18 protein-coding genes are annotated in these 24,003 nt (G+C 53.8%); 16 read left to right on the forward strand and 2 right to left on the reverse strand.

All coding sequences use genetic code 11. The features are described from left to right. The first annotated feature begins 81 nt into the window (after positions 1 to 81). The 12 genes from ACKPCT_RS05390 (at position 82) to ACKPCT_RS05445 (ending at position 15,628) form a co-directional block, all read left to right on the forward strand. The gene (locus tag ACKPCT_RS05390) at positions 82 to 1,296 is read left to right on the forward strand and encodes a deoxyguanosinetriphosphate triphosphohydrolase (protein WP_090071408.1); all 1,215 of its coding nucleotides are present in this window, start codon (positions 82 to 84) and stop codon (positions 1,294 to 1,296) included. A gap of 198 nt (positions 1,297 to 1,494) precedes the next feature. Further along, positions 1,495 to 3,255 carry an arginine--tRNA ligase gene (argS, locus tag ACKPCT_RS05395; protein WP_319568608.1) on the forward strand — a complete coding sequence of 587 codons (1,761 nt, stop codon included), beginning with the start codon at positions 1,495 to 1,497 and terminating at the stop codon, positions 3,253 to 3,255. Positions 3,256 to 3,333: 78 nt separating this feature from the next. Beyond that, complete coding sequence (locus ACKPCT_RS05400; protein WP_319568609.1) at positions 3,334 to 6,075, forward strand: SPOR domain-containing protein; 2,742 nt, start codon at positions 3,334 to 3,336, stop codon at positions 6,073 to 6,075. Positions 6,076 to 6,234: 159 nt separating this feature from the next. Beyond that, the gene (locus ACKPCT_RS05405; protein ID WP_319568610.1) at positions 6,235 to 7,221 is read left to right on the forward strand and encodes a segregation and condensation protein A; all 987 of its coding nucleotides are present in this window, start codon (positions 6,235 to 6,237) and stop codon (positions 7,219 to 7,221) included. Further along, positions 7,221 to 7,934, forward strand: a complete 714-nt coding sequence (scpB, locus tag ACKPCT_RS05410) for an SMC-Scp complex subunit ScpB (protein ID WP_407652477.1) — start codon at positions 7,221 to 7,223, stop codon at positions 7,932 to 7,934. Before ACKPCT_RS05405 ends, scpB begins: the two co-directional genes overlap by 1 nt. A 141-nt stretch (positions 7,935 to 8,075) precedes the next feature. Further along, positions 8,076 to 9,185 carry an ABC transporter ATP-binding protein gene (locus ACKPCT_RS05415; RefSeq protein ID WP_319569387.1) on the forward strand — a complete coding sequence of 370 codons (1,110 nt, stop codon included), beginning with the start codon at positions 8,076 to 8,078 and terminating at the stop codon, positions 9,183 to 9,185. Between the two features lie 113 nt (positions 9,186 to 9,298). Beyond that, positions 9,299 to 9,523, forward strand: coding sequence for a twin-arginine translocase TatA/TatE family subunit (locus ACKPCT_RS05420; RefSeq protein ID WP_090071396.1), 225 nt, complete (start codon positions 9,299 to 9,301; stop codon positions 9,521 to 9,523). Between the two features lie 64 nt (positions 9,524 to 9,587). Then, positions 9,588 to 10,088, forward strand: coding sequence for a Sec-independent protein translocase protein TatB (tatB, locus tag ACKPCT_RS05425; RefSeq protein WP_319568611.1), 501 nt, complete (start codon positions 9,588 to 9,590; stop codon positions 10,086 to 10,088). Further along, on the forward strand, positions 10,088 to 10,882 hold the full coding sequence (gene tatC / locus ACKPCT_RS05430) for a twin-arginine translocase subunit TatC (RefSeq protein ID WP_090071392.1): 795 nt from the start codon (positions 10,088 to 10,090) through the stop codon (positions 10,880 to 10,882). Before tatB ends, tatC begins: the two co-directional genes overlap by 1 nt. Positions 10,883 to 11,070: 188 nt before the next feature. Beyond that, positions 11,071 to 12,348 carry a serine--tRNA ligase gene (gene serS, locus ACKPCT_RS05435; RefSeq protein WP_319568612.1) on the forward strand — a complete coding sequence of 426 codons (1,278 nt, stop codon included), beginning with the start codon at positions 11,071 to 11,073 and terminating at the stop codon, positions 12,346 to 12,348. Positions 12,349 to 12,481: 133 nt separating this feature from the next. After that, the gene (gene surE, locus ACKPCT_RS05440; protein WP_319568613.1) at positions 12,482 to 13,234 is read left to right on the forward strand and encodes a 5'/3'-nucleotidase SurE; all 753 of its coding nucleotides are present in this window, start codon (positions 12,482 to 12,484) and stop codon (positions 13,232 to 13,234) included. Between the two features lie 1,134 nt (positions 13,235 to 14,368). Further along, positions 14,369 to 15,628, forward strand: coding sequence for a peptidoglycan DD-metalloendopeptidase family protein (locus tag ACKPCT_RS05445; RefSeq protein WP_319568614.1), 1,260 nt, complete (start codon positions 14,369 to 14,371; stop codon positions 15,626 to 15,628). A 96-nt stretch (positions 15,629 to 15,724) separates the two neighbouring features. Here the strand turns inward: ACKPCT_RS05445 and ACKPCT_RS05450 are convergent, their stop codons facing one another. Continuing rightward, a complete protein-coding gene (locus ACKPCT_RS05450) occupies positions 15,725 to 16,243 on the reverse strand; it encodes a CinA family protein (protein ID WP_319568615.1) in 519 nt (172 codons plus the stop codon). A 106-nt stretch (positions 16,244 to 16,349) separates the two neighbouring features. Then, complete coding sequence (locus ACKPCT_RS05455; protein ID WP_319568616.1) at positions 16,350 to 17,576, reverse strand: bifunctional 2-C-methyl-D-erythritol 4-phosphate cytidylyltransferase/2-C-methyl-D-erythritol 2,4-cyclodiphosphate synthase; 1,227 nt, start codon at positions 17,574 to 17,576, stop codon at positions 16,350 to 16,352. Positions 17,577 to 17,919: 343 nt separating this feature from the next. Between ACKPCT_RS05455 and dusB the strand changes: the two genes are divergently transcribed. From dusB to ACKPCT_RS05475, 4 genes are all read left to right on the forward strand, one after another. After that, complete coding sequence (dusB, locus tag ACKPCT_RS05460) at positions 17,920 to 18,921, forward strand: tRNA dihydrouridine synthase DusB (protein WP_319568617.1); 1,002 nt, start codon at positions 17,920 to 17,922, stop codon at positions 18,919 to 18,921. Next, the gene (locus ACKPCT_RS05465; RefSeq protein ID WP_090071378.1) at positions 18,918 to 20,027 is read left to right on the forward strand and encodes a two-component system sensor histidine kinase NtrB; all 1,110 of its coding nucleotides are present in this window, start codon (positions 18,918 to 18,920) and stop codon (positions 20,025 to 20,027) included. The genes dusB and ACKPCT_RS05465 overlap by 4 nt, the downstream gene beginning before the upstream one ends. 14 nt (positions 20,028 to 20,041) lie before the next feature. Beyond that, on the forward strand, positions 20,042 to 21,475 hold the full coding sequence (ntrC, locus tag ACKPCT_RS05470; RefSeq protein ID WP_090071376.1) for a nitrogen regulation protein NR(I): 1,434 nt from the start codon (positions 20,042 to 20,044) through the stop codon (positions 21,473 to 21,475). Between the two features lie 168 nt (positions 21,476 to 21,643). After that, the gene (locus ACKPCT_RS05475) at positions 21,644 to 24,001 is read left to right on the forward strand and encodes a sensor histidine kinase NtrY-like (RefSeq protein ID WP_139229245.1); all 2,358 of its coding nucleotides are present in this window, start codon (positions 21,644 to 21,646) and stop codon (positions 23,999 to 24,001) included. Positions 24,002 to 24,003 lie beyond the last annotated feature (2 nt).

Here is a 24,003-nt window from a genome sequence, read left to right on the forward strand (position 1 = left end):
ATGATAGTTAAGATCGAAAGAGCGCAAGTCAACCATTTTGGCGGTGCGTGTTAAAATTCTTGAACTTGGAATGGAAGAATAATGGTGTCAGCGATCGGATTTGGTGCGCAGCCGCGCGCCCGCTATGCTGTTTTGCCTCATGAAAGCAAGGGGCGTTTGTTTGAAGAAGCTGCCAGTCCCACGCGCACCCCCTTCCAGCGAGATAGGGATCGTATCATTCATTCCTCGGCCTTCCGGCGCTTGCAGGCAAAGACGCAGGTCTTTCTCTATCACGAAGGGGACATGTTCCGAACGCGCCTGACCCACACGCTGGAGGTTTCACAAATCGCCCGTTCCATTGCGCGGGCTTTGTCTGTTGATGAAGATCTGGCTGAAGCGCTGGCACTTTCGCATGATCTGGGACACACGCCGTTTGGCCATGCGGGGGAGCGGGCGCTCAACAAGGTGATGCAGCCTTATGGCGGGTTTGATCACAATGCCCAGTCCTTGCGGGCCGTGACTGCGCTAGAGCAATGCTATGCAGAACATGATGGCCTCAATCTGAGCTGGGAAACCCTCGAGGGGCTCGTCAAGCATAATGGACCGCTGACCGACCGGGACGGGAAGGGGATCGGGCATTATGAAGGCGGACTTCCCTATGCCATTCGCGTTTATGCCGAGCAACAGGACCTGATGCTCTGGTCCTATGCCAGCATCGAAGCGCAGGCGGCTGCCATTGCGGACGATATCGCCTATAATTCCCATGATATTGACGATGGCTTGCGTGCGATGCTGATCTCTCTGGATCAATTGCGGGATGTGCCTCTGGTCTGCGACTTGCTCAAAGAGGTGGAGGCAACCTATCCGGGGCTGTCTGAAGAACGCACGGCCCATGAAATTGTTCGCAGGCTGATCACGCGGATGGTTGAGGATGTCATCAATACGTCGATGGACAATCTCAAGAGGCTGGCTCCGCAATCGGTTGAGGATGTGCGCAATGCGTCGGAGACGATTGTTCACTTTTCCAGCGAAATGACCGCTGCCGTGACGGGAATCAGACAGTTTCTTTTTCATAATGTTTATCGGGAAGACCATGTCATGCGCATCATGCGTGGTGCGGAGAAGGTGCTTGAAGATCTCTTTGTCTATCACTTTAATGCACCTGATATGATGCCGCTAAACTGGCAGTTTGACCTTGATGGAGCGCCACGGAAACTCGTTGCTCGTCGCGTTGCTGACTATGTGGCTGGTATGACAGACCGTTTTGCCATTCAGGAACATCAACGTCTGTTTGACGTCACCCCGGATTTGGGTTAGATCCTATCCCCGAACATATGGATTTTTGCGGGTTGGGGCTCCATGTGATGCTTTGTCGCTTGAGAATAGACGAAAGCGATGGCGTCCGGGTGTCCTGACCCTCTACACTGCTAGCAATCAGTGCCAGATGCGCGCTACTTGAGGCGAGTTTCAACAAGAACCGCCCCGCCACTGGCCGACGATCATACAGGATTGAAGATGAACGTCTTTACTATTTTTACCGACCGGGTCAAGGCTGCAATCAGCGAGATCGGATTGACGGCACGCGATGGCTCAGAGCTTGACCTGTCCCGTGTGATTGTCGAGCCTCCACGCGATGCGGCCCATGGTGATCTGGCCACCAATGCTGCGATGGTCCTGTCCAAACAGGTTGGCATGAAGCCGCGCGATGTTGCCGATAAAATCGTTGAAGCGCTCGCTGAGGACAGGGATGTGGCCAAGGTGGATGTCGCCGGTCCGGGCTTTATCAATATGGCGCTGTCCGATGATTTCTGGCGGGGTCTGGTGAAGACGATCGTCAAGGCCGGTGAGGCGTTCGGTCGTTGCGATCTCGGGGCTGGCTCGAAGATCAATGTCGAATATGTGTCCGCCAACCCGACCGGCCCCATGCATGTGGGCCACACGCGTGGCGCCGTGCTGGGGGATTGCATTGCCAATCTGTTGGATTTTGCAGGCTATGACGTTTGCCGCGAATATTACATCAACGATGCGGGGGCGCAGGTGGATGTTTTGGCACGGTCTGCCTTCCTTCGGTATTGCGAGGCGCTGGGCGATGATATCGGCACCATTCCAGATGGTCTTTATCCGGGCGATTATCTCGTGCCTGTTGGCGAGGCGCTGGCCAAGGAACATGGCGACAAGCTGAAAAAGGCAAGCGAAGAGGAATGGTTGCCTCTGGTGCGGGCCTATGCTGTTGATGCGATGATGGAGATGATCCGGGGTGACCTTGCCGCCCTCAATGTCAATCATGATGTCTTCTTCTCCGAACGCAGCCTTATCTATGGCGAGAAGGATCGGGTAAAGGAAGCCATCGAATGGCTGTCTGACAAGGGACATGTCTATGTGGGCACTTTGCCACCACCCAAGGGGCAGCTTCCCGATGATTGGGAAGATCGCGAACAGACCCTGTTCCGGTCAACTGAGTTTGGCGACGATATTGACCGTCCTTTGAAGAAGTCTGACGGTAGCAACACATATTTCGCCAATGACATTGCCTATCACTTTGACAAGTTCAAACGGGGCTATTCCAAGCAGGTCGATATTCTCGGTGCTGACCATGGTGGCTATGTCAAACGGCTGAAATCTGCTGTTGCAGCCATCACACAGGGTGAGGGTGGTCTGGAAGTCAAGATTTGTCAGCTGGTCAATCTGATGCGCAATGGCGAACAGCTCAAGATGTCCAAGCGCGCAGGTAACTTCATCACGCTGCGTGATGTGGTGGAAGAAGTGGGCGTTGATGCCGTACGCTTCATGATGATGTATCGCAAGTCCGAGGTCACGATTGACTTCGATTTTGCAAAGGTCACCGAACAGAGCAAAGATAATCCGGTCTTCTATGTGCAATATGCGCATGCCCGGACCGCTTCCATTTTCCGCCAGGCTGCAAATGAAGTGCCGCATCTGTCTGTCGGGCTCGAAGATCTAGCAAATGCCGATCTGAGTGCTATAAATGATGAACTGGAACTGGCGTTAATCAGAAAGCTGTCAGAATATCCGCGAATAGTAGAGGGTGCGGCCGAAACACAAGAGCCCCACAGGGTTGCGTTTTACCTTTATGATCTTGCTGGATATTTCCACGCTGTGTGGAACAAAGGCAAGGAAATGCCGCAATTACGCTTTATTAACGTTAAAGATGAGAAAATGACTCTAGCGCGCTTGGCTCTTGTTCAGGCAGTGGCCACGGTAATCAGTTCTGGCCTCGGTCTGCTTGGTGTAAATGCACCTGAAGAAATGCGATAGTTGGTTACCAGTCATTTCTCAAGACAAAGCTTTGCCAGGCAGTACGAGTTAAGTGTATGAATGAAAAGGCAAATCGCCATGTCTGATCCCAATGACAAGAAGCCGCAATCACCCGCATCCAACTGGTCCGATTTTGAACGTCAGGCTCGTGAAAACAAAGATGCGGCTCCGGTTATGGAAGATCCATTGGCCGAATTGGACCGAATCGTCTCAAGTGGCGACTTTGGTTCAGGTTCCGGCCAACGTGGTGGTTCTACTGTTTCTGAAGATGATTTGCGGATTCTGGAACAAGAATTAATAAAAGAGTTGCGCGGACAACATGATGAAGCTGGCTATGTGCCGCTGGCTCCAGGTGGTCAGCCAGCTGCGCCTCAAGGCGAGGTAACACGTGCGGACATGCGAGAGCATGATCCGGTGCCACAGGCTCGTCCAATGTCGCAAGGCAGGCCTCAGCAGTCGGCGCAGAATAATCCTGCGCCTGATTTGCGGGACGCCATAGATCCCAGATTTGATCCCAGATATGCAGCGCCGGAAACTCCGATTTCGCAGGATCCTGGAGCGTATGCTCAGGAACCAGAAGTTTCTCAGGCTCCGCTGCCCTCTGCTGATCGCCCAGCAGAAGGCGGACCCGGGCTGGATGACTGGAGCTCGCTTTTTGATGACATCGCGCCATCTTCTTCGGCGCCATCTTCTCCAGCTCCCACTGCTCCTGCAGTCGAGTCGGAGCACACGCGTCAGCCTGCCGAGACTGCCGATGATGAGCCGCCGGTGGCTACCAGTGGAAGCTATGGTCAATTGAGCCGCCGTTCTGCCGCAGAGAAGGAAGATTCCTTCTTCACCGGTTTGCGGGCTACGCGCGAACAGGACGATTTCCGCTCTCAGCCAGAGCAACCTGAGGTAAGCCCTCATGCGCCGGAAGTGTCTCTTGGAGAGCAACGAGGTCCGTCCCTTCGAGGTGGCCGGTCCTATGATGAAGGTGCAGCCGGTCCTCAATATGGTCGCCAAGCTGAGCCAACCGCTCCGCGTGCGCCTCGGGTCGATCCGCTTGGCGGGTATCAGTCTGAAGCGGCAGACGCGCCAGTGGAACCTGCTCCCGAACCCGTCATGCCATCCAGTTGGAGAGACCGTCGGCAGGCTGAGCCTGTTGCCGATCCTATGCAGGACTACCGTCCGAATGATCCAGGTGCCGGGGCATCTGATGTTCCTTATGGCGGAGGTCAATCCCCGCGGTATGCGCCGGATCCTACGCCAGCGCCAGCATCCGAGCCTGAGCCATATGGCACCTATTCGCGATCTCAACAGAGCCCGTCCGATAGCTACGGACAGCGGCGGCCTGTTGAAGAACCGATGGCACCAGCTCAGTCGCGTGGTCTGCGTCAAGACCCGTTTGCGGTCTTCAATGATCCGTCTGCGCAGCAGGCAAGCGAACCCTATATGCCGTATAGGGCACCTGAACCAAATCCAACGCCAGCTCCTGACGTAAATGTTGCCGGGCAGCATGATGATTATGCCAACTATGGCACAGACCCATCTTACCGTGATCCGGGCACCCAATCCTATGATCAGGGATATGCGCCGGGGCAGGGTGGCTATCAGGATCCTGTCGGGGATGACTTTTCTGCTGCGGATGCGCCTGTATATGGGTCATATGCTGATCCGACGATTGCTCAGGCAGCCGCAGAGAGTGCGCCCAATTATCAGGATGAAGACTACACCACTCTTGAAACGGCCGCAGCCATGGCCGCTCCTCAGCCAAAACGCAGGTCCCGCAAGGGGCTCTACATGGCCGCTGCTGCGGCTGGTGTTGTGGTTGTTGGCGGCCTGCTGGCTTGGGGTTTCGGGCAGAGCGGCGGTGGCAGCACCGAAACACCGGTCATTGAGGCCAATACTGATCCGGTGAAAGAAACGCCTGAAGATCCGGGTGGCAAGGTTGTTCCGCATCAGGACCAGACGGTTTATGACCGTATTGATGGCACCGAAAGCGATGAAGGGCCGTCCAACATGATGCCGGCAACCGAGACACCGATGGATATCACAGCCAACGGACAGTCGCCGCGGGTCATTCCATTGTCTGGTGGCGAATCTTCCGTGTCCCAGTCTACGGGTGATGGCGATTCCGTCAGCGGTGCAGTGGCTCCGAAAAAGGTTCGTACCGTGGTTGTGCGGCCTGATGGCACATTTGTGACCTCTGAAGAACCTGCAGATTCTGGCGCCAATCAGAACCAGAATACGCAGCTCTCCAGTGTCGATCAGCAATTGTTGAATGCGACGCCTTCCGAACAGGCCATTTCGCAAACCAACAATACGGATATCAATGGCAATCAGCTCAATGGAGGCGGGGCGAATGCCGTGCAGCCAGTTGTTGATGAAGAAGATATGCCGTTGCCGAAGTCCAAGCCTGCCGAGTTGGCGGCGCTTCAGGCGGCTAACCAGAGCAGTGCACCTCAGCTTGCACCAGCTGCACCGCAGCCGAGCAGCCAGGCTCCGTTGGTTCTGACGCCAACCGCCCCGGCGGCGGCTCCTGCGCCCAATCCTGTTCCGCCACAGTCCATTGCCGCTCCGAGCGGGAATGGTGGCTACACTGTACAGGTGACGTCTCAGCGCACACCTGAGCAGGCACGGGCCAGCTATGCCAACATTCAGGCCCAGTTGAGCAGCGTGCTTGCCGGGTATCAGCCGGATATCAAGCAAGCCGACCTTGGCGCACGGGGCATCTATTACCGTGTCCGCGTTGGCTCCTTTGCTGATCAGGGTGGCGCGATCAACTTCTGTAACCGGATCAAGGCTGCCGGTGGTGACTGTCTGGTTGCACGTCAGTAAGCTCAATACTCATATATGAATGCGAAAATCCGGCTTAGTGGCCGGATTTTCTTTTTGTGCGCTTGGTTTGGCTCAGAAAGAACGATAGTCTTTCCTTATAAGGGTAACCGATAGCGGGTCTGGGGCGAGACCTTTCTGTATAGTGAGATCTGGCGGAGCATGGCATCTAGCGAAGAACGTAAGGGGCGCGGGCAAGGCAAGGCGGTTGTTGGCGAGACCTCCGATGTGGATCAATTGTCCACTGCTGCCGAGGATGCCACTTTGCCCTTTGCATTGACGAGCGAAAGCGATGTGTCCGGGGGGCAAGGCGATAGCGCCAAAGCTGACGAAAATGCCTCATCTTCAGAGGCAAGTGCGGATTGGGGTGAATTTTCTGATCTCAATCTGGTGCCCAAGGCAGGCGTTGGCGAGCCATCGCTGATTGTTGATGTCGATGGCTTTGAAGGGCCTCTGGATTTCCTTTTGGCGCTGGCCAGAAAGCAAAAGCTCGATCTGACCAAGATCTCAATTCTGGCGCTGGCCGAGCAGTATTTGCAATTCATTGAGCGCGCCCGCAAGCTGAGGCTGGAACTGGCAGCGGACTATCTGGTCATGGCGGCCTGGCTGGCTTATCTCAAGTCCAGATTGCTCATCCCCGAGATGCCTGATGAAGATGAGCCGAGCGGTGAGGAACTCGCAGCCATGCTGGCCTTTCGTCTGCGCAAGCTTGAAGCCATGCGCGAGGCTGCGGGCAAGCTTATGGATCGCCCCTGCCTTGGACGGGATTTTTTCATCAGAGGGCAGCCTGAAGATATGTCCCTTATCCGCAAGCCCCAATTTTCCGCCTCGCTCTATGATCTGCTGACCGGCTATGCCTCTTTGCGGCAGAGACAATCTGTGTCGCTGGTGCATGTGCGCAAGCGCGAGGTCTGGTCTCTACCCGAGGCCCGGGATGTTTTGATGCGGCTGATCGGCGGCGTTCATGACTGGACGCCCGTTGAAACGATTTTGCAGACCTATCTCAAGCTCTCGGATATTCGTACAACGGCTTTGGCCAGCTCTTTTGCCGCTTCGTTGGAGCTGGTGCGGGAAGGGCATCTGGAAATCCGGCAGACCGATGCATTCGGGACAATCTATGTGCGCGGCAAACAAGGGAAGGGCCAATGATGGAAGAAATTAAACAGCCCTTGGGGGGCGAGTATGAGGCGTTGGCCAAGGAAGCGCGGTTGCAGCTCAAGCGGATGGTGGAGGCCCTGCTCTTTGCCAGTTCGGAGCCGCTGAGCACTGCCGATATCGCTGTCCGTTTGCCGGATTCAGTCGATGTGCAGGCCATTCTTGCTCAACTGAAAGAGGATTATAAAAATCGCGGCGTCAATCTGATTGTGGTGAATGACAAATGGCTGTTTCGCACGGCCAAGGATCTTTCTTTCATGATGCAGGCCGAGGCGATTGAGCCGCGAAAACTCTCGCGTGCGGCTTTGGAAACACTGGCCATCATTGCCTATCATCAGCCCGTCACGCGCGCCGATATCGAGCAGATCCGCGGCGTTTCCGTTGCGCGCGGCACTTTGGATGTACTGCTGCAGACCGAATGGGTGCGGGTAAGGGGGCGCCGGCGCGTTCCCGGGCGTCCGGTTACCTATGGCACCAGCGAGAAATTTCTTATGCATTTCGATCTGGCATCCATTCAGGATCTGCCGGGGTTGGAAGAGCTCAAGGGGACTGGCATGCTGGATTCTGCCTTGCCGCCGGCTTTCTCCATGCCGTCACCTGATGACACCGAAGATTTGGCCGATGACGAGGAGCCGCTTGAAGATAATTACGAGCTCGCGCTTGAAGCGATGGAAGAAGACGACAAGCAAGATACCGATGAGTCCTGATTGGCCTTCCTTGAGAGACCAAAGTTTGCCTGTCTTGATGTCTATATTATGAGTATAAAAGTTGTGTTTTGGAATTGGCCAATGCATAAGACGTCTGAGACTGGATATAGTCAGCCCATTTAACGGAGAGTATCATTGAATATGCATGAGGGCCGCAATCGTTGGGGAAGTCGAGGCACGGCGCGGGCAGCCATCGCTGCCGGACTTGATTTTGAGGCGATTGAGTGCTCGTTCGATGGGCATGAAGTACTGCGTGATATCTCTTTTTCCATTGAGCCGGGGGAGATCGTGTCCCTGCTTGGTGCATCGGGTGCTGGCAAGACTACGCTATTGCGGATCGCGGCCGGTATCGAAAGCCCGACTTCCGGAAAACTGCGGCTTAATGGCAAGGTCGTTGCTGGCGAGGGGGTATTCGTGCCACCCGAGGCGCGTAATGTCGGGTTGATGTTTCAGGATTATGCCCTGTTTCCGCATCTCTCGATCCTCAAGAACGTGATGTTCGGGCTCAAGGATTTGCCGCTAAAATCTGCCGATATAGAAGCGCGGGCAGCGCTCAAGCGTGTCGGTCTTGAAGAGTATGCGGATCATTTCCCGCATATGCTTTCTGGTGGGCAGCAGCAGCGTGTGGCGCTGGCGCGTGCCATTGCGCCTCGGCCCAGTGTTCTGCTCATGGATGAGCCTTTTTCCGGTCTTGATAATCGCCTTCGGGATCGGGTGCGCGATGAAACCATTGCGGTGTTGCGTGAAATGGGGGCAACGTGCGTCATCGTCACTCATGATCCGGAGGAAGCTCTGCGGGTGAGTGATCGCATCTTGCTTTTGAAGAATGGGCATATTGTGCAATATGCGAAACCGGAAGACTTGTATTTTAATCCAGTTGATTATTGGGCGGCACGGTTTTTCTCCGACCTTAACGAGGTGGAGGGCGTCGTCAAGGCGGGCGCCGTGCATACGCCAATCGGTGTTTTTGCAGCTGACGGCTTTGAAGACGGGCAAGACGCGCTGGTCTGTATCCGCCAGCAGGGCGTTAAGCTGCATAAGGCGATCAATGAGGAATATGTGTCCGCTCTGCCTGCACGCGTGAAGAGACGTATGTTTCTTGGAGAGATTGATTTATATGAAGTAACAATCAAGGATTGCGACAATCCTTTCTTTGTCCGATCTGGTTCTGGACATATTTTTGTGCCAGGAGAGAATATCGGTGTATCGTTTCGTAAAAAGGATGTACTGATATTTGCCAAATCGTCCTAGATTGCTTATTTCTTTGACAAAGTAAGCTCAAAGCTGGCAAAAGGCTCTCGTGTGTTCGAGCGTGCGCGGAGAGGCTCTTTGCGACGCGAAGCAGAAAATAAAGGGATTTCAGTATGCAGATTGGTATCTGGCAGGTCGCAATTATTGCTGTCGTTGTTGTTCTTCTTTTTGGTCGTGGCAAGATTTCCGACCTGATGGGTGATGTCGCAAAGGGCATCAACAGCTTCAAGAAGGGCCTCAAGGAAGAGGACAAGGAAGAAAACGACCAACAGGCTCTGGAAAGCAAGCAGTCTGAACAGGTTTCTGCAAGTAGCGAAGAGAAAGACAAAGTGAACTAAGCTGTTAGCGCACTTTTGTTATCTATTTGTTTTTCCTGTATTCTAGCGTGTCCGGTGCATTTCGATGTTTGATATCGGTTGGAGCGAAATCATCGTGGTGGTTATCATCACGATTCTGGTGGTAGGGCCCAAGGAACTGCCCGGATTGCTCAGAACTGTTGGCAAAACCGTTGGCAATGTTCGACGTATGGCCGGCGATTTCCAAAATCAGTTCAACCAAGCCCTGCGGGAAGCGGAGCTTGATGGTGTTGCTGATACCTTGAATGATGTCCGCAATCTCAATCCGCGCAATGCGGTCAAGAATGCTGTCACCAAGCAGTTGGGTGACATCAGCGATGTGACGGATGATGTCTCCAAGAGCATGAAGGAAAGCACCGACGAGATCAATTCGTCGCTGAATGACAAGCCCGCCGAAATCTCTTCCAAAACGGCGGATGAGCCTTCTCAAGCGGTTGAAGTAGAAGAGGCTTTTGCCGAAGAAAATCAGGATACCGAAATTCTGGATGGTGATGCAGCCAAGGATAGCGCAGAACCGGAAGACGGTGTGACCAAGAAGGCTGACTGATGAGTGACAATGAAAAAGACGAGATTGAAGAGAGCAAGGCTCCTTTGATCGAGCATTTGGTGGAGCTTCGCAGTCGCCTGCTCAAGACGGTGATCGCGATTGCGATTGCCTTTTTATTCTGCTTCTATTTTGCCAGCGATATTTTCAATATTCTTGTCATCCCTTATGAACGTGCCGTTGGCGGAACGCATCAGGTGGAGATGATTTTCACCGCGCCGCAGGAATATTTCTTCACCCAGCTTAAGATCGCGCTTTTCGGCGCGCTGTTCATTGCCTTTCCGGTGATCGCCAGTCAGATCTACATGTTCATGGCGCCGGGGCTCTACAAACATGAGCGAGAGGCCTTCCGGCCTTTTCTGATTGCGACGCCAATCTTGTTTCTGCTTGGCGCCTGCCTTGTCTTTTTCGTCGTCATGCCTCTGGCGATGCAATTCTTCCTTTCCATGGAGCAGGTGGGCGAGGGACCGGTTGAAATTCGCCATCTGCCCAAGGTGAGTGAGTATCTCGGTCTGATCATGACCCTGATTTTCGCCTTCGGCCTTGTGTTCCAGCTGCCGGTGGTTCTGACGCTGTTGGCGCGTGCCGGTATCGTGGATTCTGCTTTTCTCAAGTCAAAGCGCAAATATGCTGTTGTGGTTGCCTTTATCATGGCTGCTATTTTGACGCCGCCAGACCCGATCAGCCAGATGGGGTTGGCGCTGCCAACGCTGCTGCTTTATGAATTGTCCATTCTCTCGGTCAAATCCGTGGAGAAAAAGCGGGCAGAACGAGACGCCGAAGAAGAGGCGTCCTAGAGATTTTCGCAAACTTGCACCATGGCCTGAAGGAAATTGTTTGTCTTTCGGGCCATTGTTTGTGGGTTTTCTGCATTCTTTGCGGTGACTAAGTGGCATTATGCTTGCTTCATGCTTGGGGCTTGCCTATTTTTCGCCCGTCTTAATTTTTCAACCCTCCCACCAAAGCTAGATTCGGGATTACTGACATGTTCGATATCAAATGGATTCGCGAGAATGCCGAGGCATTCGACAAGGCTCAAATTGCACGCGGAGCTGAAGCATCGTCATCCCGGCTGATCGCGCTGGATGAGGAGCGGGTCGTTGAAGTGCAGAAATTGCAGGAAGCTCAGCAGCGCCGCAATGCTGCCTCCAAGGAAATTGGCAAGGCCAAAGGGTCGGGCGATGAAGAAAAAGCTCAGGCCCTGATGGCCGAAGTGGGGCAGCTCAAAAGCGCCATTCAGAATGGCGAAGCCAAAACTCGTGAGTTGCAAGATGCGCTCAACGCGGCTCTGTCGAGCCTGCCGAACATTCCGCTGGATGATGTGCCTGCTGGCAAGGATGAGAATGACAATGTTCTGCATCATTCCTGGGGTGACAAGCCGGAGCTCAGCTTCGAGCCAAAAGAGCATTTTGAGCTGGGTGAAGCGCTTGGTCAGATGGACTTTGAAAGCGCAGCAAAACTGTCCGGTTCGCGTTTTGTTGTGCTGAAAGGTCAGTTGGCGCGTCTTGAACGGGCCATTGGCCAGTTCATGATTGATACGCACATCAACGAGCATGGCTATGATGAAGTGTCCGTGCCGACATTGGTGCGTTCTGAAGTGATGTTTGGTACCGGCCAGTTGCCGAAATTTGCCGAAGATGCCTTTCATACCGACGATGATCGCTGGCTGATTCCAACTTCTGAAGTGCCGCTGACTAACCTGGTGCGTGAAAGCATTGTGGATGGTGAAAAGCTGCCGATGCGCGTAACGGCGCTGTCTCATTGCTATCGCTCTGAGGCCGGATCGGCTGGGCGTGATACGCGTGGTATGCTGCGCCAGCACCAGTTTACCAAGGTTGAAATGGTTTCTGTAACGGATGAGGACAGCTCCGTTGCCGAACAGGAGCGTATGCTTGGCTGTGCGGAAGCCATTTTGCAGAAACTTGGCATTCCTTACCGTGTTGTTACGCTATGTATCGGTGATATGGGCTTTTCTGCGCGGCGCACGTTTGACATCGAAGCCTGGCTGCCGGGCCAGAAGACCTATCGCGAAATTTCCTCTGTTTCCACCTGTGGTGATTTTCAGGCGCGCCGCATGAATGCGCGCTATCGTGATGCCTCTGACAAGAGTGTCAAATATGTGCACACGCTCAATGGTTCCGGCGTCGCCGTTGGCCGTTGTCTGATTGCTGTCATGGAAAATTATCAGACTGAAGATGGCTCCATCGTGATTCCGGAAGTTCTGCGTCCTTATATGGGCGGATTGGAAAAGATTTCCGCCTGAAGCATCAGATGCTTCAGTTCATGACTTTTGGCTTGTGGGTGCGCGTTCTGATCGCCCGCAGGCGGTATTCCTGTTTTCCAAACGCGGATCGCTGCGCTTGGCTTTTTGAAACTTTGACTGATGAGGCAATGCAATGCGAATTCTTCTGACCAATGACGATGGTATTAACGCACCCGGTCTTGTGGTGCTAGAGAAGATTGCGCGTGCGCTCTCTGACGATGTCTGGATTGTTGCGCCGGAAACCGAACAATCCGGCATGGCGCATTCCCTTACGCTGCATGATCCGCTCCGGATGCGGAAACTGGGTGACAAAAAATTTGCCGTACACGGCACCCCAACAGACTGTGTCATCATGGGGGTTGATCATATTCTGGACGGGCGTCCGGATCTTGTTTTGTCAGGTGTCAACCGCGGTCAGAATATGGCTGAAGACGTGACCTATTCGGGCACTGTAGCCGGTGCAATGGAAGGCGTTGTACTCGGTATTCGATCCATTGCTCTTAGCCAGTCCTATAGCTGGGAGAGCTGCGAGCCATTTGACTGGAGTGCTGCCGAAGAGCATGGCGCTCGAGTTGTCAAGGATCTGCTCGATCATGAATTGCCAAGACAGACCTTGCTCAACGTGAACTTCCCGGCATGTCCGGCAAGTGAAGTGGAAGAGGTTGTCTATACCCGTCAAGGCAAGCGCGATCAGGCGCATTTGAGCGTGGTTCCGCGCGTTGATACGCGTGGGCTTTCCTATTTCTGGCTTGGTTTTGAAGATCGCAAGTCCGACCCGGCCGAAGGAACTGACCTGCACGCTGTGATGCATAAGAAAATCTCGGTTACGCCGCTGCATCTGGACATGACAGACAATTGCACACTCGATAAAATGATGAAGGCATAGGGGGAATTACCCTATTAATACCAGCCTCTTAATGTCAGAGAGGGGTTGGATTTTTCTCATCAGAAGGCCGTAACGCGAGCGCGTTGCGGCCTTTTTTGTATTCATTTGCTCAAATGGGAAAGTAAACACAGGGTAGTGGTTTCGATGCCCATTTTAATGCCTGTTTTAAAGGTTTGGAAAGGATACTTGGATTAAATTGGTATCAACTTGTAGGGTGTTGTGCGTAGAACCGGTGTTGGTATGGACTATTTAGTATTGCGTAAGCTTCTGTCAACGACCTCATTGCTGGCGATGGCTGCCACCCTTGCAGCCTGCAGCGGTGAAGTTGAACGTTTTGGAACTCCTGGCTCAGGATATACTTCCAATCAGAATGAGATTTTTACCAGCTCGGTTCGTTCTCAACCCAGTGTGGCGCCGGTGAATCAGCCTATGCCAGCTGTCGTGCCTGTGGGGAGCAGTAGCGCGCAGCCTATTTATCGTGATCCTGCCTATCAGGCAAATGCCACCAAGCAACCTTCTTATAATGCTCCCGTTTATTCGGCTCCTGCGTCTCCTGCACCCGTTGCACAGGCTTCTTCTGTCAGTCAGTCTGTTCCAGTGTCTCAACAGGCAGCTCCTGTCGCTTTGACAACCGGGTCTATTAATCGCTCAGCATCAAATACCTATCAGTCATATCCGTCGCAGCCCATGCCGCCGATGCCTTCGGGGAATCGTCAAGCGTCTGCCGGTCCTGTCTATGTTGATGTGGCCAGTGCTTCCAATTCTAGTGGGTATCCTTCTAGGGCGCCTTCCTCCAATGCTGCTGTTCTGAATGGGCCGCCGGTTGTTGTGTCGCGCTTCGATAGCCTGCCGCACGCTGCACCGCGCCAGAAATCCCAGGTCGCTTCCTATAATCCTGCGCCTAACAATCAGTATCAGCGCGTACCTGTTTCTATGCCAGCGGCTTCTTCAGCGACGGCTCCGCAGCAGGAAACGCAGCAATCTCGTTTCAGTCTGGCTAGGATATTCTCACTGCCAAAGAACGCGCCTAAGTCCAAAGGGATAGATTATACTTCAACGGCTTCGATCGCTCCGCCGAACCCTATTCCGACGGGCGGACAAGTTGGTAATAGCTATTCAGATCAAGTGCGTGCCATGTCTGCGCCTTCTGCATCGGCACAGAATCACGCCCGAACGAGTGGTCAGTGGACCAGTGTCGGCGGCACTATGGTGACGGTCGATCAGGGTGAAGATATTCAGTCTCTTTCGCGCCGCTACGGTGTGCCGGAAAAAGCCATTGCTGATATCAACGGACGGAATTATGTGGTGCCGGGTCAGCAGGTTTTGATTCCTGTGTTCCAACAGCAAGGCTATAGAAGCTATGCAGCCCAGACACAGCGACCTGTTCAGCAAAACCGGAATGCCCAATCGTCGCAGCCCATGCAGCTGGCGTCCATCAGTTCCAGCTCGGTGCAGTTGCCTTATGTGATGCGTGTGCCAAAGGGTAACCCTCTGCGTTTGCGCGGTCAGTCCGCTTATGGGCGCGAAGTTGTGCAACTTCAGCAGAATGCAAATGCCCAAAACCGTCATATGGTCAATCCCGGTGAGACACTGAGTGGCATAGCGAGCCGTTATGGCGTGTCAACGCGTGAGCTTGCTCAGGCCAACAATATGTCGGTCAGTGCACCTCTGAGAATGGGGCAGCGCTTGCATATTCCGCAGAGAAATCAGCAGCCTGCGATCGATTATACGACAACGGCATCGATCAATCGCAATGCCGGTGGCGTATCGACGACGCAACAGGACAGCCGTCAAGTATCTGCGCCAGTGATTGCAGCGGTTCCGAAGGCAAAGCCACGTTGGGTGCGTGAAATGGCGTCAAGCGCCCATTCATCACCTTCAAGCCAGCCGAAGAAGCAGCGCGTTGCGTCTCTGAAAAATGCTGTTGGGTTGCCAGATGAGGCTTCCAGTTCTGCGCCTTCCCAAGTAAACGCAGCACCGGTAACACCTGTGTCCAATCAGTCAAACGACACCGCTTCTGCTGCAAAATTCCGTTGGCCTGTTCGTGGGCGCATCATTTCCGGATTTGGTGGCGAGAATGCTGGAGTTCGTAATGAGGGGATTAACCTCTCTGTGCCGGAAGGGACGTCCATCCGTGCGGCAGATAATGGGACCGTCATCTATGCGGGCGATGACCTGAAGATGTATGGCAACTTTATTCTTGTTCGCCATACCAATGGTTGGGTTACGGCCTATGCTCATAACAACAAGCTGCTTGTCACCAAGGGTCAGATAGTACGGCGTGGGCAGATTATTGCTGAGGCTGGGATGTCTGGCAACGTGAGAGCTCCTCAGTTGCACTTCGAACTGCGAATTAAGGGAGATCCGGTCGATCCGGTTCCATATCTGAGCTAGATATCTCGCTCAATCATGGAGCGAGAATGTGTTTATTTATAAAAAGCCACTATCAAAAGATGGTGGCTTTTTGTTTTATTGCTGATGAAATGAATTCTATTCAGTTGAAATGAAATGTTTTTGCGTCATCGCTTCGATGAGCATGATCATGGCGTGTTCGACCGTTGCTGCGCGTACATTCTCGCGATCCATTGCGGCAAAGATCTTTTTGTTGTGGCTTTGGGTGTACTGTTTTGACGATACGGCAAAATGAACCAAACCTACGGGCTTTTCCTGCGTGCCGCCGCCGGGGCCGGCAATGCCGGTGACGGATACGGCGAAGTCGGCGTTGGAGTGCGCAAGGGCGCCGTCAGCCATGGCGCGAGCAACCTCTTCGCTGACAGCGCCAAATTCTTTGATCATTTCAGCAGGAACGCCAAGGACTTCTGATTTTGCTTCATTGGAATAGGTGGCAAAGCCGCGGTCAAAGGAAACTGACGCGCCGGGAATTTCAGTCAGGGTGGCGCTTATCATGCCGGATGTACAGGATTCTGCCGTGGCCAGCTTGTAGTCATGCTCTCTGGCGATTTCTAAAACCTGATTGGCCAGTTCAATCGTGTCCATGGTCACATACATGTTTGATCCTTTCCTGAAGAAGGGCATTCAGGGGCTGTCGCCTAGGCGTGCTCTTGCCCGGATCTTCAATTGTGCCAGTTTGATGGGCTTTTCGTTAGTGTGACAATCAGTCTTCTTGTTCAGGCAAGCGTACTGTGGCTGTAGCAAGTGCTGCAACGCCTTCTTTGCGACCCGTAAAGCCCAGGCGCTCGGATGTGGTTGCCTTGACGCTGACACGATCAATTGAAATCTGGCAGATCTGGGCAATTGCTTCGCGTATGTCTGGCCGGTGTGGGCTGATTTTGGGCGCTTCGCAGATGATGGTCATGTCGATGTTGGAGAGCTTGCCGCCGCGCTCTTTTACGCGCCTCACGGCGTCTTTTAAGAACAAATCCGAGGCGGCGCCTTTCCATTGCGGGTCGGAGGGCGGGAAATGTGTGCCAATGTCGCCGTCGGCAATGGCGCCAAGGATTGCATCTGTAATGGCATGCAGGCCGACGTCGGCGTCGGAATGTCCCTTGAGCTTGTGCGTGTGGGGAATGGAGACGCCACCGATGATGACTGCATCTCCTTCATCAAAGGCATGAACATCATAGCCAGTGCCTACTCTGATGTCTGTCAGTGGGCGCGAGGCGGTTGGGGTGATCATGGTTTCAGCCATGGTGAGATCTTCCTGACTGGTAAGCTTGCGATTGGAGGGGCTGCCCTCGACGATATGCACCGGCTCGCCAACCCATTCAGCCACTGAGGCGTCGTCGGTGAACGCGTGGAGTGTTTGGTTAAAAGCTTTTTCATGTGCGTTCAGGATAAAGGCATAATCAAAGGCTTGTGGCGTCTGCGCAGACCAGAGTGTCGTGCGGTCAATGGTTTCCAGAATCGCGCCTTTGGCATCGACTTTCTTGATGGTGTCCGTAACGGGAGTGGCAACGAGGCAGGCCTTGTGTTCTTTGAGGCTTTCAAAACAGCGCGCCAGAATGGCGTCGGTGATGAAGGGGCGGGCGGCGTCGTGGATCAGCACATGCTTTGGATTTTCCGTCTTGATTGCCTTGAGGCCATTGAGGACGGAAATTTGACGCGTGTCGCCGCCGTGAACAGGAGGAAGCAGTTTTGTTTTGGCTTGTTCGGCTAACTGGCCCGCCAAGGTTGGTGCGATCGCTTCATTGTAAAGATCGTTGTCTTGCGGGCCGATGACGACCTGTATTCGATCAATCTTTTCGTTGGCGAGAAACTGTTCCAGTGTTCTGAGCAGGACCGCTTTGCCGCCTATCTCGAGATATTGCTTGGCAACGGTGTCGGATGCGCGTCTGGCGCGACTGCCTGATCCTGCGGCAACGATTATGGCGGCGCATGTCATTTTGTTTTGGTTTCCTGATCGGTCACGTGCGTGCGGTGCTTTGATTCGCCAAAAGCGAGAAAACTCGGGTGATATCGGGCGCACGCGCTTGTTTCTTTTTGCAATGCCCGGTGGATTGTTGCAATAATGGATTTGTGCCCGTTTGCAGTAAGGCTTTTCATGAAAAAGAAGCTGCGGTCAAGTGATCTTTGGGTTGCTTGTTCACTTAGGGTGTTAATGATCAAAAATTGATCAGCGAATTTGCTTGCACATTTATTAGGCACAGATATACTGTCTAGTGTTGTGAGTTTTGAAAGCTGATCTCTTTATGCCATCGCTTCCATTCCATAAGGCTGGAAACAGCTTGACTGTAGGGTCCGTTTCGTTGCCGAACGGCGTGTTTCTTGCGCCAATGTCGGGGATAACGGATTTGCCTTTCCGCATGCTCGCCAAACGGTTCGGGGCAGGGCTCGTTATTTCCGAGATGGTGGCCAGCAAGGCCTTTGCTGTAGGGAAGGAAGAAATGCGCCTGAGGGCCGAAGGGCAGGGCGTGGATGTGCATGCCGTGCAACTTGCTGGCAATCAGGCCGAATGGATGGCCGAAGCTGCGCGCCTGTCTGAAGGGGCTGGGGCGGCGCTTGTCGATATTAATATGGGCTGTCCAGCCAAGAAAGTTATTTCCGGTTATTCCGGCTCTGCGTTGATGCGTGATCTTGATCAGGCCCTGCGTTTGATTGACGCGGTGGTTGGTGCCGTCTCTGTGCCGGTTACCGTCAAGATGCGGTTGGGCTGGGATGATGACAGTCACAATGCGGCTGAATTGGCCAGGCGGGCCGAGGAAAGCGGCGTTTCCATGGTGACGGTGCATGGACGCACGCGCAATCAGTTTTACAAAGGCAATGCCGATTGGCGCGCTATTCGGGTGGTTTCTGATGCCGTGTCCGTGCCTCTGATTGCCAATGGTGATGTGCTGAGTGAAGACGATGCGATCACCTGCCTTGAACAATCGGGTGCGGATGGGGTGATGATCGGGCGCGGCGCTTATGGTCGCCCATGGTTGCCAGGTTTCATTGCGCATTACTTTGCAACGGGTGCGTATCTGGACGAGCCCGCTGGCGCGGATTTGCTGACACTCGTGCTGGAGCACTATGACGCCATGATCGACTATTATCCCGATATTGTCGGGGTGCGATGCGCTCGCAAGCATCTTGGTTGGTATATGGATGGGGTTTTGCAGACATCCGTTTCCAATTCCTCCGAACTATCAAATCTTAGAAAAGTAATTTTAACCGCAGAAGAGCCTGAGACTGTGCGCATTGCGCTGCGCGAGTTTTTCAGCGTTGCTGCGGAGAGGCACGTAGCATGATTGAAAGCAAAAAAGGCGGCAGCTTGGCGAGCAACCCCTATCAGGCAATGATGAGTTCCTTGCCGCATCCGGTCGTGATGGTTGATGAGGAGGGGTTCGTTGCTGCAGCAAATGATATGGCGCAGTTCTTCTTCCAGTCCAGCGCGTCTCATTTGCGCAAACAGAAGCTTGCCGAATTGTTGCCCTTTGGCAGTCCGGTTCTGGCCCTTGTCGATCAGGCTAGAGATCGGCTTGCGCCGGTGAATGAATATCGTATCGATATTTCCAACCCGCGCATTGGGGTCGAAAAGGTCGTGGATGTTTATGCTGCGCCCGTACCCGACATGACCGGGTTTGTGACCGTGATGCTGCAAGAGCGTTCCATCGCGGACAAGATGGATCGCCAGTTGACCCATCGCGACGCAGCGCGTTCGGTGACGGGGCTTGCTTCCATGCTTGGGCATGAAGTGAAAAATCCTCTCTCTGGCATCCGGGGCGCAGCACAGCTGTTGGAAAGCTCCGTCTCGGATGAAGATCGCGCCCTTACGCAGTTGATCACGCAGGAAACTGACCGGATCGTCCGATTGATTGACCGGATGGAAGTCTTCTCTGATCAGCGGCCGGTAGAGCGTGAGGCCGTCAATATCCATGTGGTGCTTGATCGGGTCAAACAGTTGGCACAGGCCGAGTTTGGTGACCGGATTCGCATCATTGAAGAGTATGATCCTTCCTTGCCGCATGTTTTCGCCAATCAAGACCAATTGGTTCAGGTGTTCCTGAACTTGGTCAAGAACGCGTCTGAGGCTGTTATTGAGGTGCCCGATCCCGAGATCGTTTTGACGACAGCGTTCCGTCCCGGCATCCGTATTCAGGTGGCCGGTTCGAGCGAGAAAACCTCACTGCCACTGGAAATTTGCGTAAAAGACAACGGACCGGGCATTCCCAAGGAACTTGAGGACTGCCTGTTTGATCCGTTCGTGACGTCCAAAACCAACGGGTCCGGTCTCGGGCTCGCACTGGTTGCCAAAATTATCGGGGATCATGGCGGCGTCATTGAGTTTGACGGGTCTGGTCGCCAGACCATTTTCCGGGTGATGCTGCCCACCAGTACCTCGGATCAGATATAGGAGTTCGGACCACTATGCCAAAAGGGACAATCCTGCTTGCAGATGATGATACCGCCATTCGTACGGTGCTGAATCAGGCGCTGTCTCGTGCCGGATACACCGTGCGTCTGACTTCGAACGCCACTACCTTGTGGAGTTGGATTTCGCAAGGTGAGGGCGATCTGGTTATTACGGACGTCGTGATGCCGGACGAGAATATTTTTGATGTTCTACCGCGTATCAAGAAGGCCCGGCCTCATTTGCCGGTCATTGTCATGAGTGCGCAGAACACTTTCATGACGGCGATCAAGGCATCAGAACGGGGCGCTTATGAATATCTGCCCAAGCCTTTTGACCTTAAGGAGCTGATCAATATTGCTGGTCGTGCTCTTTCAGAGCCAAGACCGAGTCTTCAGCCTGCGGATGACGATGGAACGGATATTCCGCTTATTGGCCGCTCTGCTGCCATGCAGGATATCTATCGCATGCTGGCGCGCCTGATGCAGAATGACCTTACGGTCATGATCACGGGCGAGAGCGGCACCGGCAAGGAACTTGTCGCGCGGGCTCTGCATGATTATGGCAAGCGCCGCAAAGGCCCGTTTGTCGCCATCAACATGGCGGCCATTCCGAAAGATCTGATTGAATCCGAACTGTTCGGCCATGAAAAGGGCTCTTTCACCGGTGCGCATGGGCGCTCGGCAGGCAAATTTGAAATGGCCGAAGGGGGCACGCTGTTTCTTGATGAAATCGGTGATATGCCTATGGAAGCGCAGACGCGTTTGCTGCGTGTTTTGCAGCAGGGGGAATATACCACCGTTGGCGGGCGCACGCCGATAAAGACGAATGTGCGCATCGTGGCTGCGACCAACAAGGATTTGCAGTCACTCATTCATCAGGGGCTTTTCCGTGAGGATTTGTTCTTCCGGCTCAATGTCGTGCCGATGCGTCTTCCTCCTCTGCGGGAACGTGCCGAAGATATCAAGGATCTGGTGCGTCACTTCTTTGCTCTTGGTGAGCGTGAAGGCTTGCCGGTCAAGCAGATCCAGCCAGATGCTCTGGATGTGATGTTGCGTTATCGCTGGCCGGGCAACGTCCGCGAGTTGGAAAACCTCGTGCGGCGTCTCGCAGCTCTCTATCCGCAGGACACGATTACGGCCAACCAGATTGAAAATGAACTCAATCAGATCAGTCTGACGACGGATGTGCAGCCTGAGCAGAAAGTCCAGAATCTGGCCGGGGCTATGGAGTCTTATCTTGAACAGCTGTTCAAGGAATTTGGCGACAGCCTGCCACCTCCGGGGCTTTATCACCGCCTACTCAGAGAAATCGAGTATCCGTTGATTTGTGCCTCTCTTGCTGCCACCAAGGGCAACCAGATCAAGACCGCCGAATTGCTCGGGCTCAATCGGAACACTCTGCGCAAGAAAATCAAGGATCTTGATATTCAGGTGGTCAGGGGCGCCTGATCGCCAAGAATCCGCCATTTACAATAGCTCTGTGGCTTTTTTGACACAGAGGTGCCGTTTGGCATGGACAGTTTCTGAAAGACCTGTCACATTTAGGCAACAATTTCATTGAATAGAAGGGGCGATTCCCTCTATTGGGATAGCCCTTTTTGCTAGGATTTGTTGCGCGTGTCATATCTTTCGGAGTCTGAAGCGTCCGCCAAACGGCCGGCTGGCCTTGACCAACTCGGGGGCAAGGAAGCTGCTGCCAAATATGGCCCTGAGAAACCAGAAAAAAGAAGCCGATTGCGTTATATCGGCCTGATTAGCGTTGTGCTTTCGGTTGTTTCAGGCGTGACGTCCTTTGTCATCCTGTTGGGATTGACATCAATCGAGCCGACTGATGATGTCATCAGAATAGCGATGATCGTGAATGGCGTGCTGCTGTTTATGCTGGCGCTGATCATTTTTCTGGAAGCCTGTGCCGTATTGCGGGCTCGCAAAAAGGGGCGGGCTGGCGCGCGGTTGCATATTCGCGTCATGGGGCTGTTCGCTCTGGTGGCAACGGTGCCAACGATCCTTGTGGCGATCTTTGCAAGCATTACGTTGGACCGTGGTTTGGATCGCTGGTTTTCCTCGCGTACGCAGGCGATTATCAATAGCTCGCAAACGGTTGCCTCGGCCTATACCAAGGAGCATGCCCGCGTATTGCGCAATGAATTGCTGGGCATTTCGCAGGCACTGAATGAGGCCGAACCCTATTTTCTGCTTGATTCTGATCGCTTTCGTGCCATCTTCTCGCGACAGACCCGCATTCGCGGCATTCCTGCGGCCTTTGTGGTCAACGGGGCCGGTGAGCAGTTGATGGCGTCGCCAAGCCGGCTTGATCAGCCTGCGCCCAAGATGCCCGGGCCGGAATTGTTGGAACAGGCCCACAGTCAGCCTGTCTTCATTGCTCTCGGCGACTCTAACCTTGTTGCCGGTATTTCTCGGCTTGAGGAATTCAACGACGCCTATCTGTTTGTCTTGCGGGTAATCGACCCTGTTGTATCAAATTTTCTGCGGATGACGTCGGAGAATGCGCAGGAATATCGAGCCTTCTTTGATAGCCGATCCAATATTCAGGCTGCATTTGCCATGCTTTATACAGGGGCAGGGTTGATCGTTCTGCTCTCGACGACTTGGTTTGCTATCGGTTTTTCCAATCGGCTGGTCGCGCCCATCCGGCGGTTGATCGGAGCGGCCGAGCGCGTGCGACATGGGGATCTCTATGTGCGTCTGCCGGTAGACAAGGGCTCGTCTGATTTTGGAAATCTGAATGAGACCTTCAACACCATGACAACAGAGTTGCGGTCCCAGCGGGACGAACTCATTCTGGCGCGCGATGCCATTGATGCCAGACGGCGCTTTACCGAAGCGATGTTACAGGGTGTCAGCGCCGGGGTGATCGGTGTTGATGAGACCGGAGAGATCACGCTGGCCAACCCGTCTGTGTTGAAGATCCTCGGTCTCAAAGAGCGGGATTTGCTAGGCGAAGATCTCGACAATGTGCTGCCCGAGATTGCGTCGCTGGTGGACGAAGCAGATCATCTGACCGAGGCACACAAGGAAGGCCAGATTACGCTGGTGCGGAATGGTATCGAATATGCCTTGCGTGTGCGCGTAACCCTCGAGCGTAGCAATGAGGACGAAAGCCACTCATATGTTGTCACCCTGGATGATATTACCGAACTGGTCAGCGCGCAGCGCTCTGCCGCATGGGCTGATGTAGCACGCCGCATTGCGCATGAAATCAAGAACCCGCTGACACCGATCCAGCTTTCCGCGGAACGCCTGCGTCGGCGCTATGGCAAGAAAATCGCCGAAGATGATCAGAAGGTCTTTGAGCAATGCGTCAATACCATCGTCAGGCAGGTGGGGGATATCGGTCGCATGGTCGATGAATTCTCCTCCTTTGCCCGTATGCCCAAACCGGTGTTCGAGCATGGGGATCTGTCGGAGATCATCAAGGAATCGGTCTTCTTGATTGAGGTGGCCAACCATGACATCAAGTTTGATACCGATATTCCGGAAAAGATGCCGGTTTCCTTTGATCATCGGCTCATTTCCCAGGCTATGGCCAACATCATCAAGAATGCCACCGAGGCGATTGCCGGACGAGAAGATCGGCAGGATATTGATGGTCAGGTGATCGTGAAGGCGGAAGAAGAAGGCGTGAATTATTGCGTCCGTATCATAGATAATGGCATTGGCTTTCCCGCCAATAACCGGCAGCGCCTGCTTGAGCCCTATATGACGACCCGAGAAAAAGGCAGCGGTCTGGGGCTTGCTATCGTTCGCAAGATCTTGCGCGAGCATGGTGGCGGCATTCAACTGAGAGATGCCAGCGAAGTGACTGAATTCGAGCAGGGTGCATGCATCGAAATCCGCCTGCCCAAAGAGGGAGTGGAGCAGGATACGTCCGGTGAATCTGATGAGAGGGCTGAACAGAATCACAATTCCGGTTTGGCTCTTTCCGATCAATCAAATAGTGAAACGGAGGTCTGAAG

The organism is Cohaesibacter marisflavi (assembly GCF_963665895.2).
In the GTDB taxonomy this organism is placed as follows: domain Bacteria; phylum Pseudomonadota; class Alphaproteobacteria; order Rhizobiales; family Cohaesibacteraceae; genus Cohaesibacter; species Cohaesibacter marisflavi.

Bases quoted from the DNA above. Each gene is read 5' to 3' on its own strand.
- ACKPCT_RS05390 (WP_090071408.1), top strand. From the start codon at position 82: ATGGTGTCAGCGATCGGATTTGGTGCGCAGCCGCGCGCCCGCTATGCT.
- argS (WP_319568608.1), top strand. From the start codon at position 1,495: ATGAACGTCTTTACTATTTTTACCGACCGGGTCAAGGCTGCAATCAGC.
- ACKPCT_RS05400 (WP_319568609.1), top strand. From the start codon at position 3,334: ATGTCTGATCCCAATGACAAGAAGCCGCAATCACCCGCATCCAACTGG.
- ACKPCT_RS05405 (WP_319568610.1), top strand. From the start codon at position 6,235: ATGGCATCTAGCGAAGAACGTAAGGGGCGCGGGCAAGGCAAGGCGGTT.
- scpB (WP_407652477.1), top strand. From the start codon at position 7,221: ATGGAAGAAATTAAACAGCCCTTGGGGGGCGAGTATGAGGCGTTGGCC.
- ACKPCT_RS05415 (WP_319569387.1), top strand. From the start codon at position 8,076: ATGCATGAGGGCCGCAATCGTTGGGGAAGTCGAGGCACGGCGCGGGCA.
- ACKPCT_RS05420 (WP_090071396.1), top strand. From the start codon at position 9,299: ATGCAGATTGGTATCTGGCAGGTCGCAATTATTGCTGTCGTTGTTGTT.
- tatB (WP_319568611.1), top strand. From the start codon at position 9,588: ATGTTTGATATCGGTTGGAGCGAAATCATCGTGGTGGTTATCATCACG.
- tatC (WP_090071392.1), top strand. From the start codon at position 10,088: ATGAGTGACAATGAAAAAGACGAGATTGAAGAGAGCAAGGCTCCTTTG.
- serS (WP_319568612.1), top strand. From the start codon at position 11,071: ATGTTCGATATCAAATGGATTCGCGAGAATGCCGAGGCATTCGACAAG.
- surE (WP_319568613.1), top strand. From the start codon at position 12,482: ATGCGAATTCTTCTGACCAATGACGATGGTATTAACGCACCCGGTCTT.
- ACKPCT_RS05445 (WP_319568614.1), top strand. From the start codon at position 14,369: ATGTCTGCGCCTTCTGCATCGGCACAGAATCACGCCCGAACGAGTGGT.
- ACKPCT_RS05450 (WP_319568615.1), bottom strand. From the start codon at position 16,243: ATGTATGTGACCATGGACACGATTGAACTGGCCAATCAGGTTTTAGAA.
- ACKPCT_RS05455 (WP_319568616.1), bottom strand. From the start codon at position 17,576: ATGACATGCGCCGCCATAATCGTTGCCGCAGGATCAGGCAGTCGCGCC.
- ACKPCT_RS05465 (WP_090071378.1), top strand. From the start codon at position 18,918: ATGATTGAAAGCAAAAAAGGCGGCAGCTTGGCGAGCAACCCCTATCAG.
- ntrC (WP_090071376.1), top strand. From the start codon at position 20,042: ATGCCAAAAGGGACAATCCTGCTTGCAGATGATGATACCGCCATTCGT.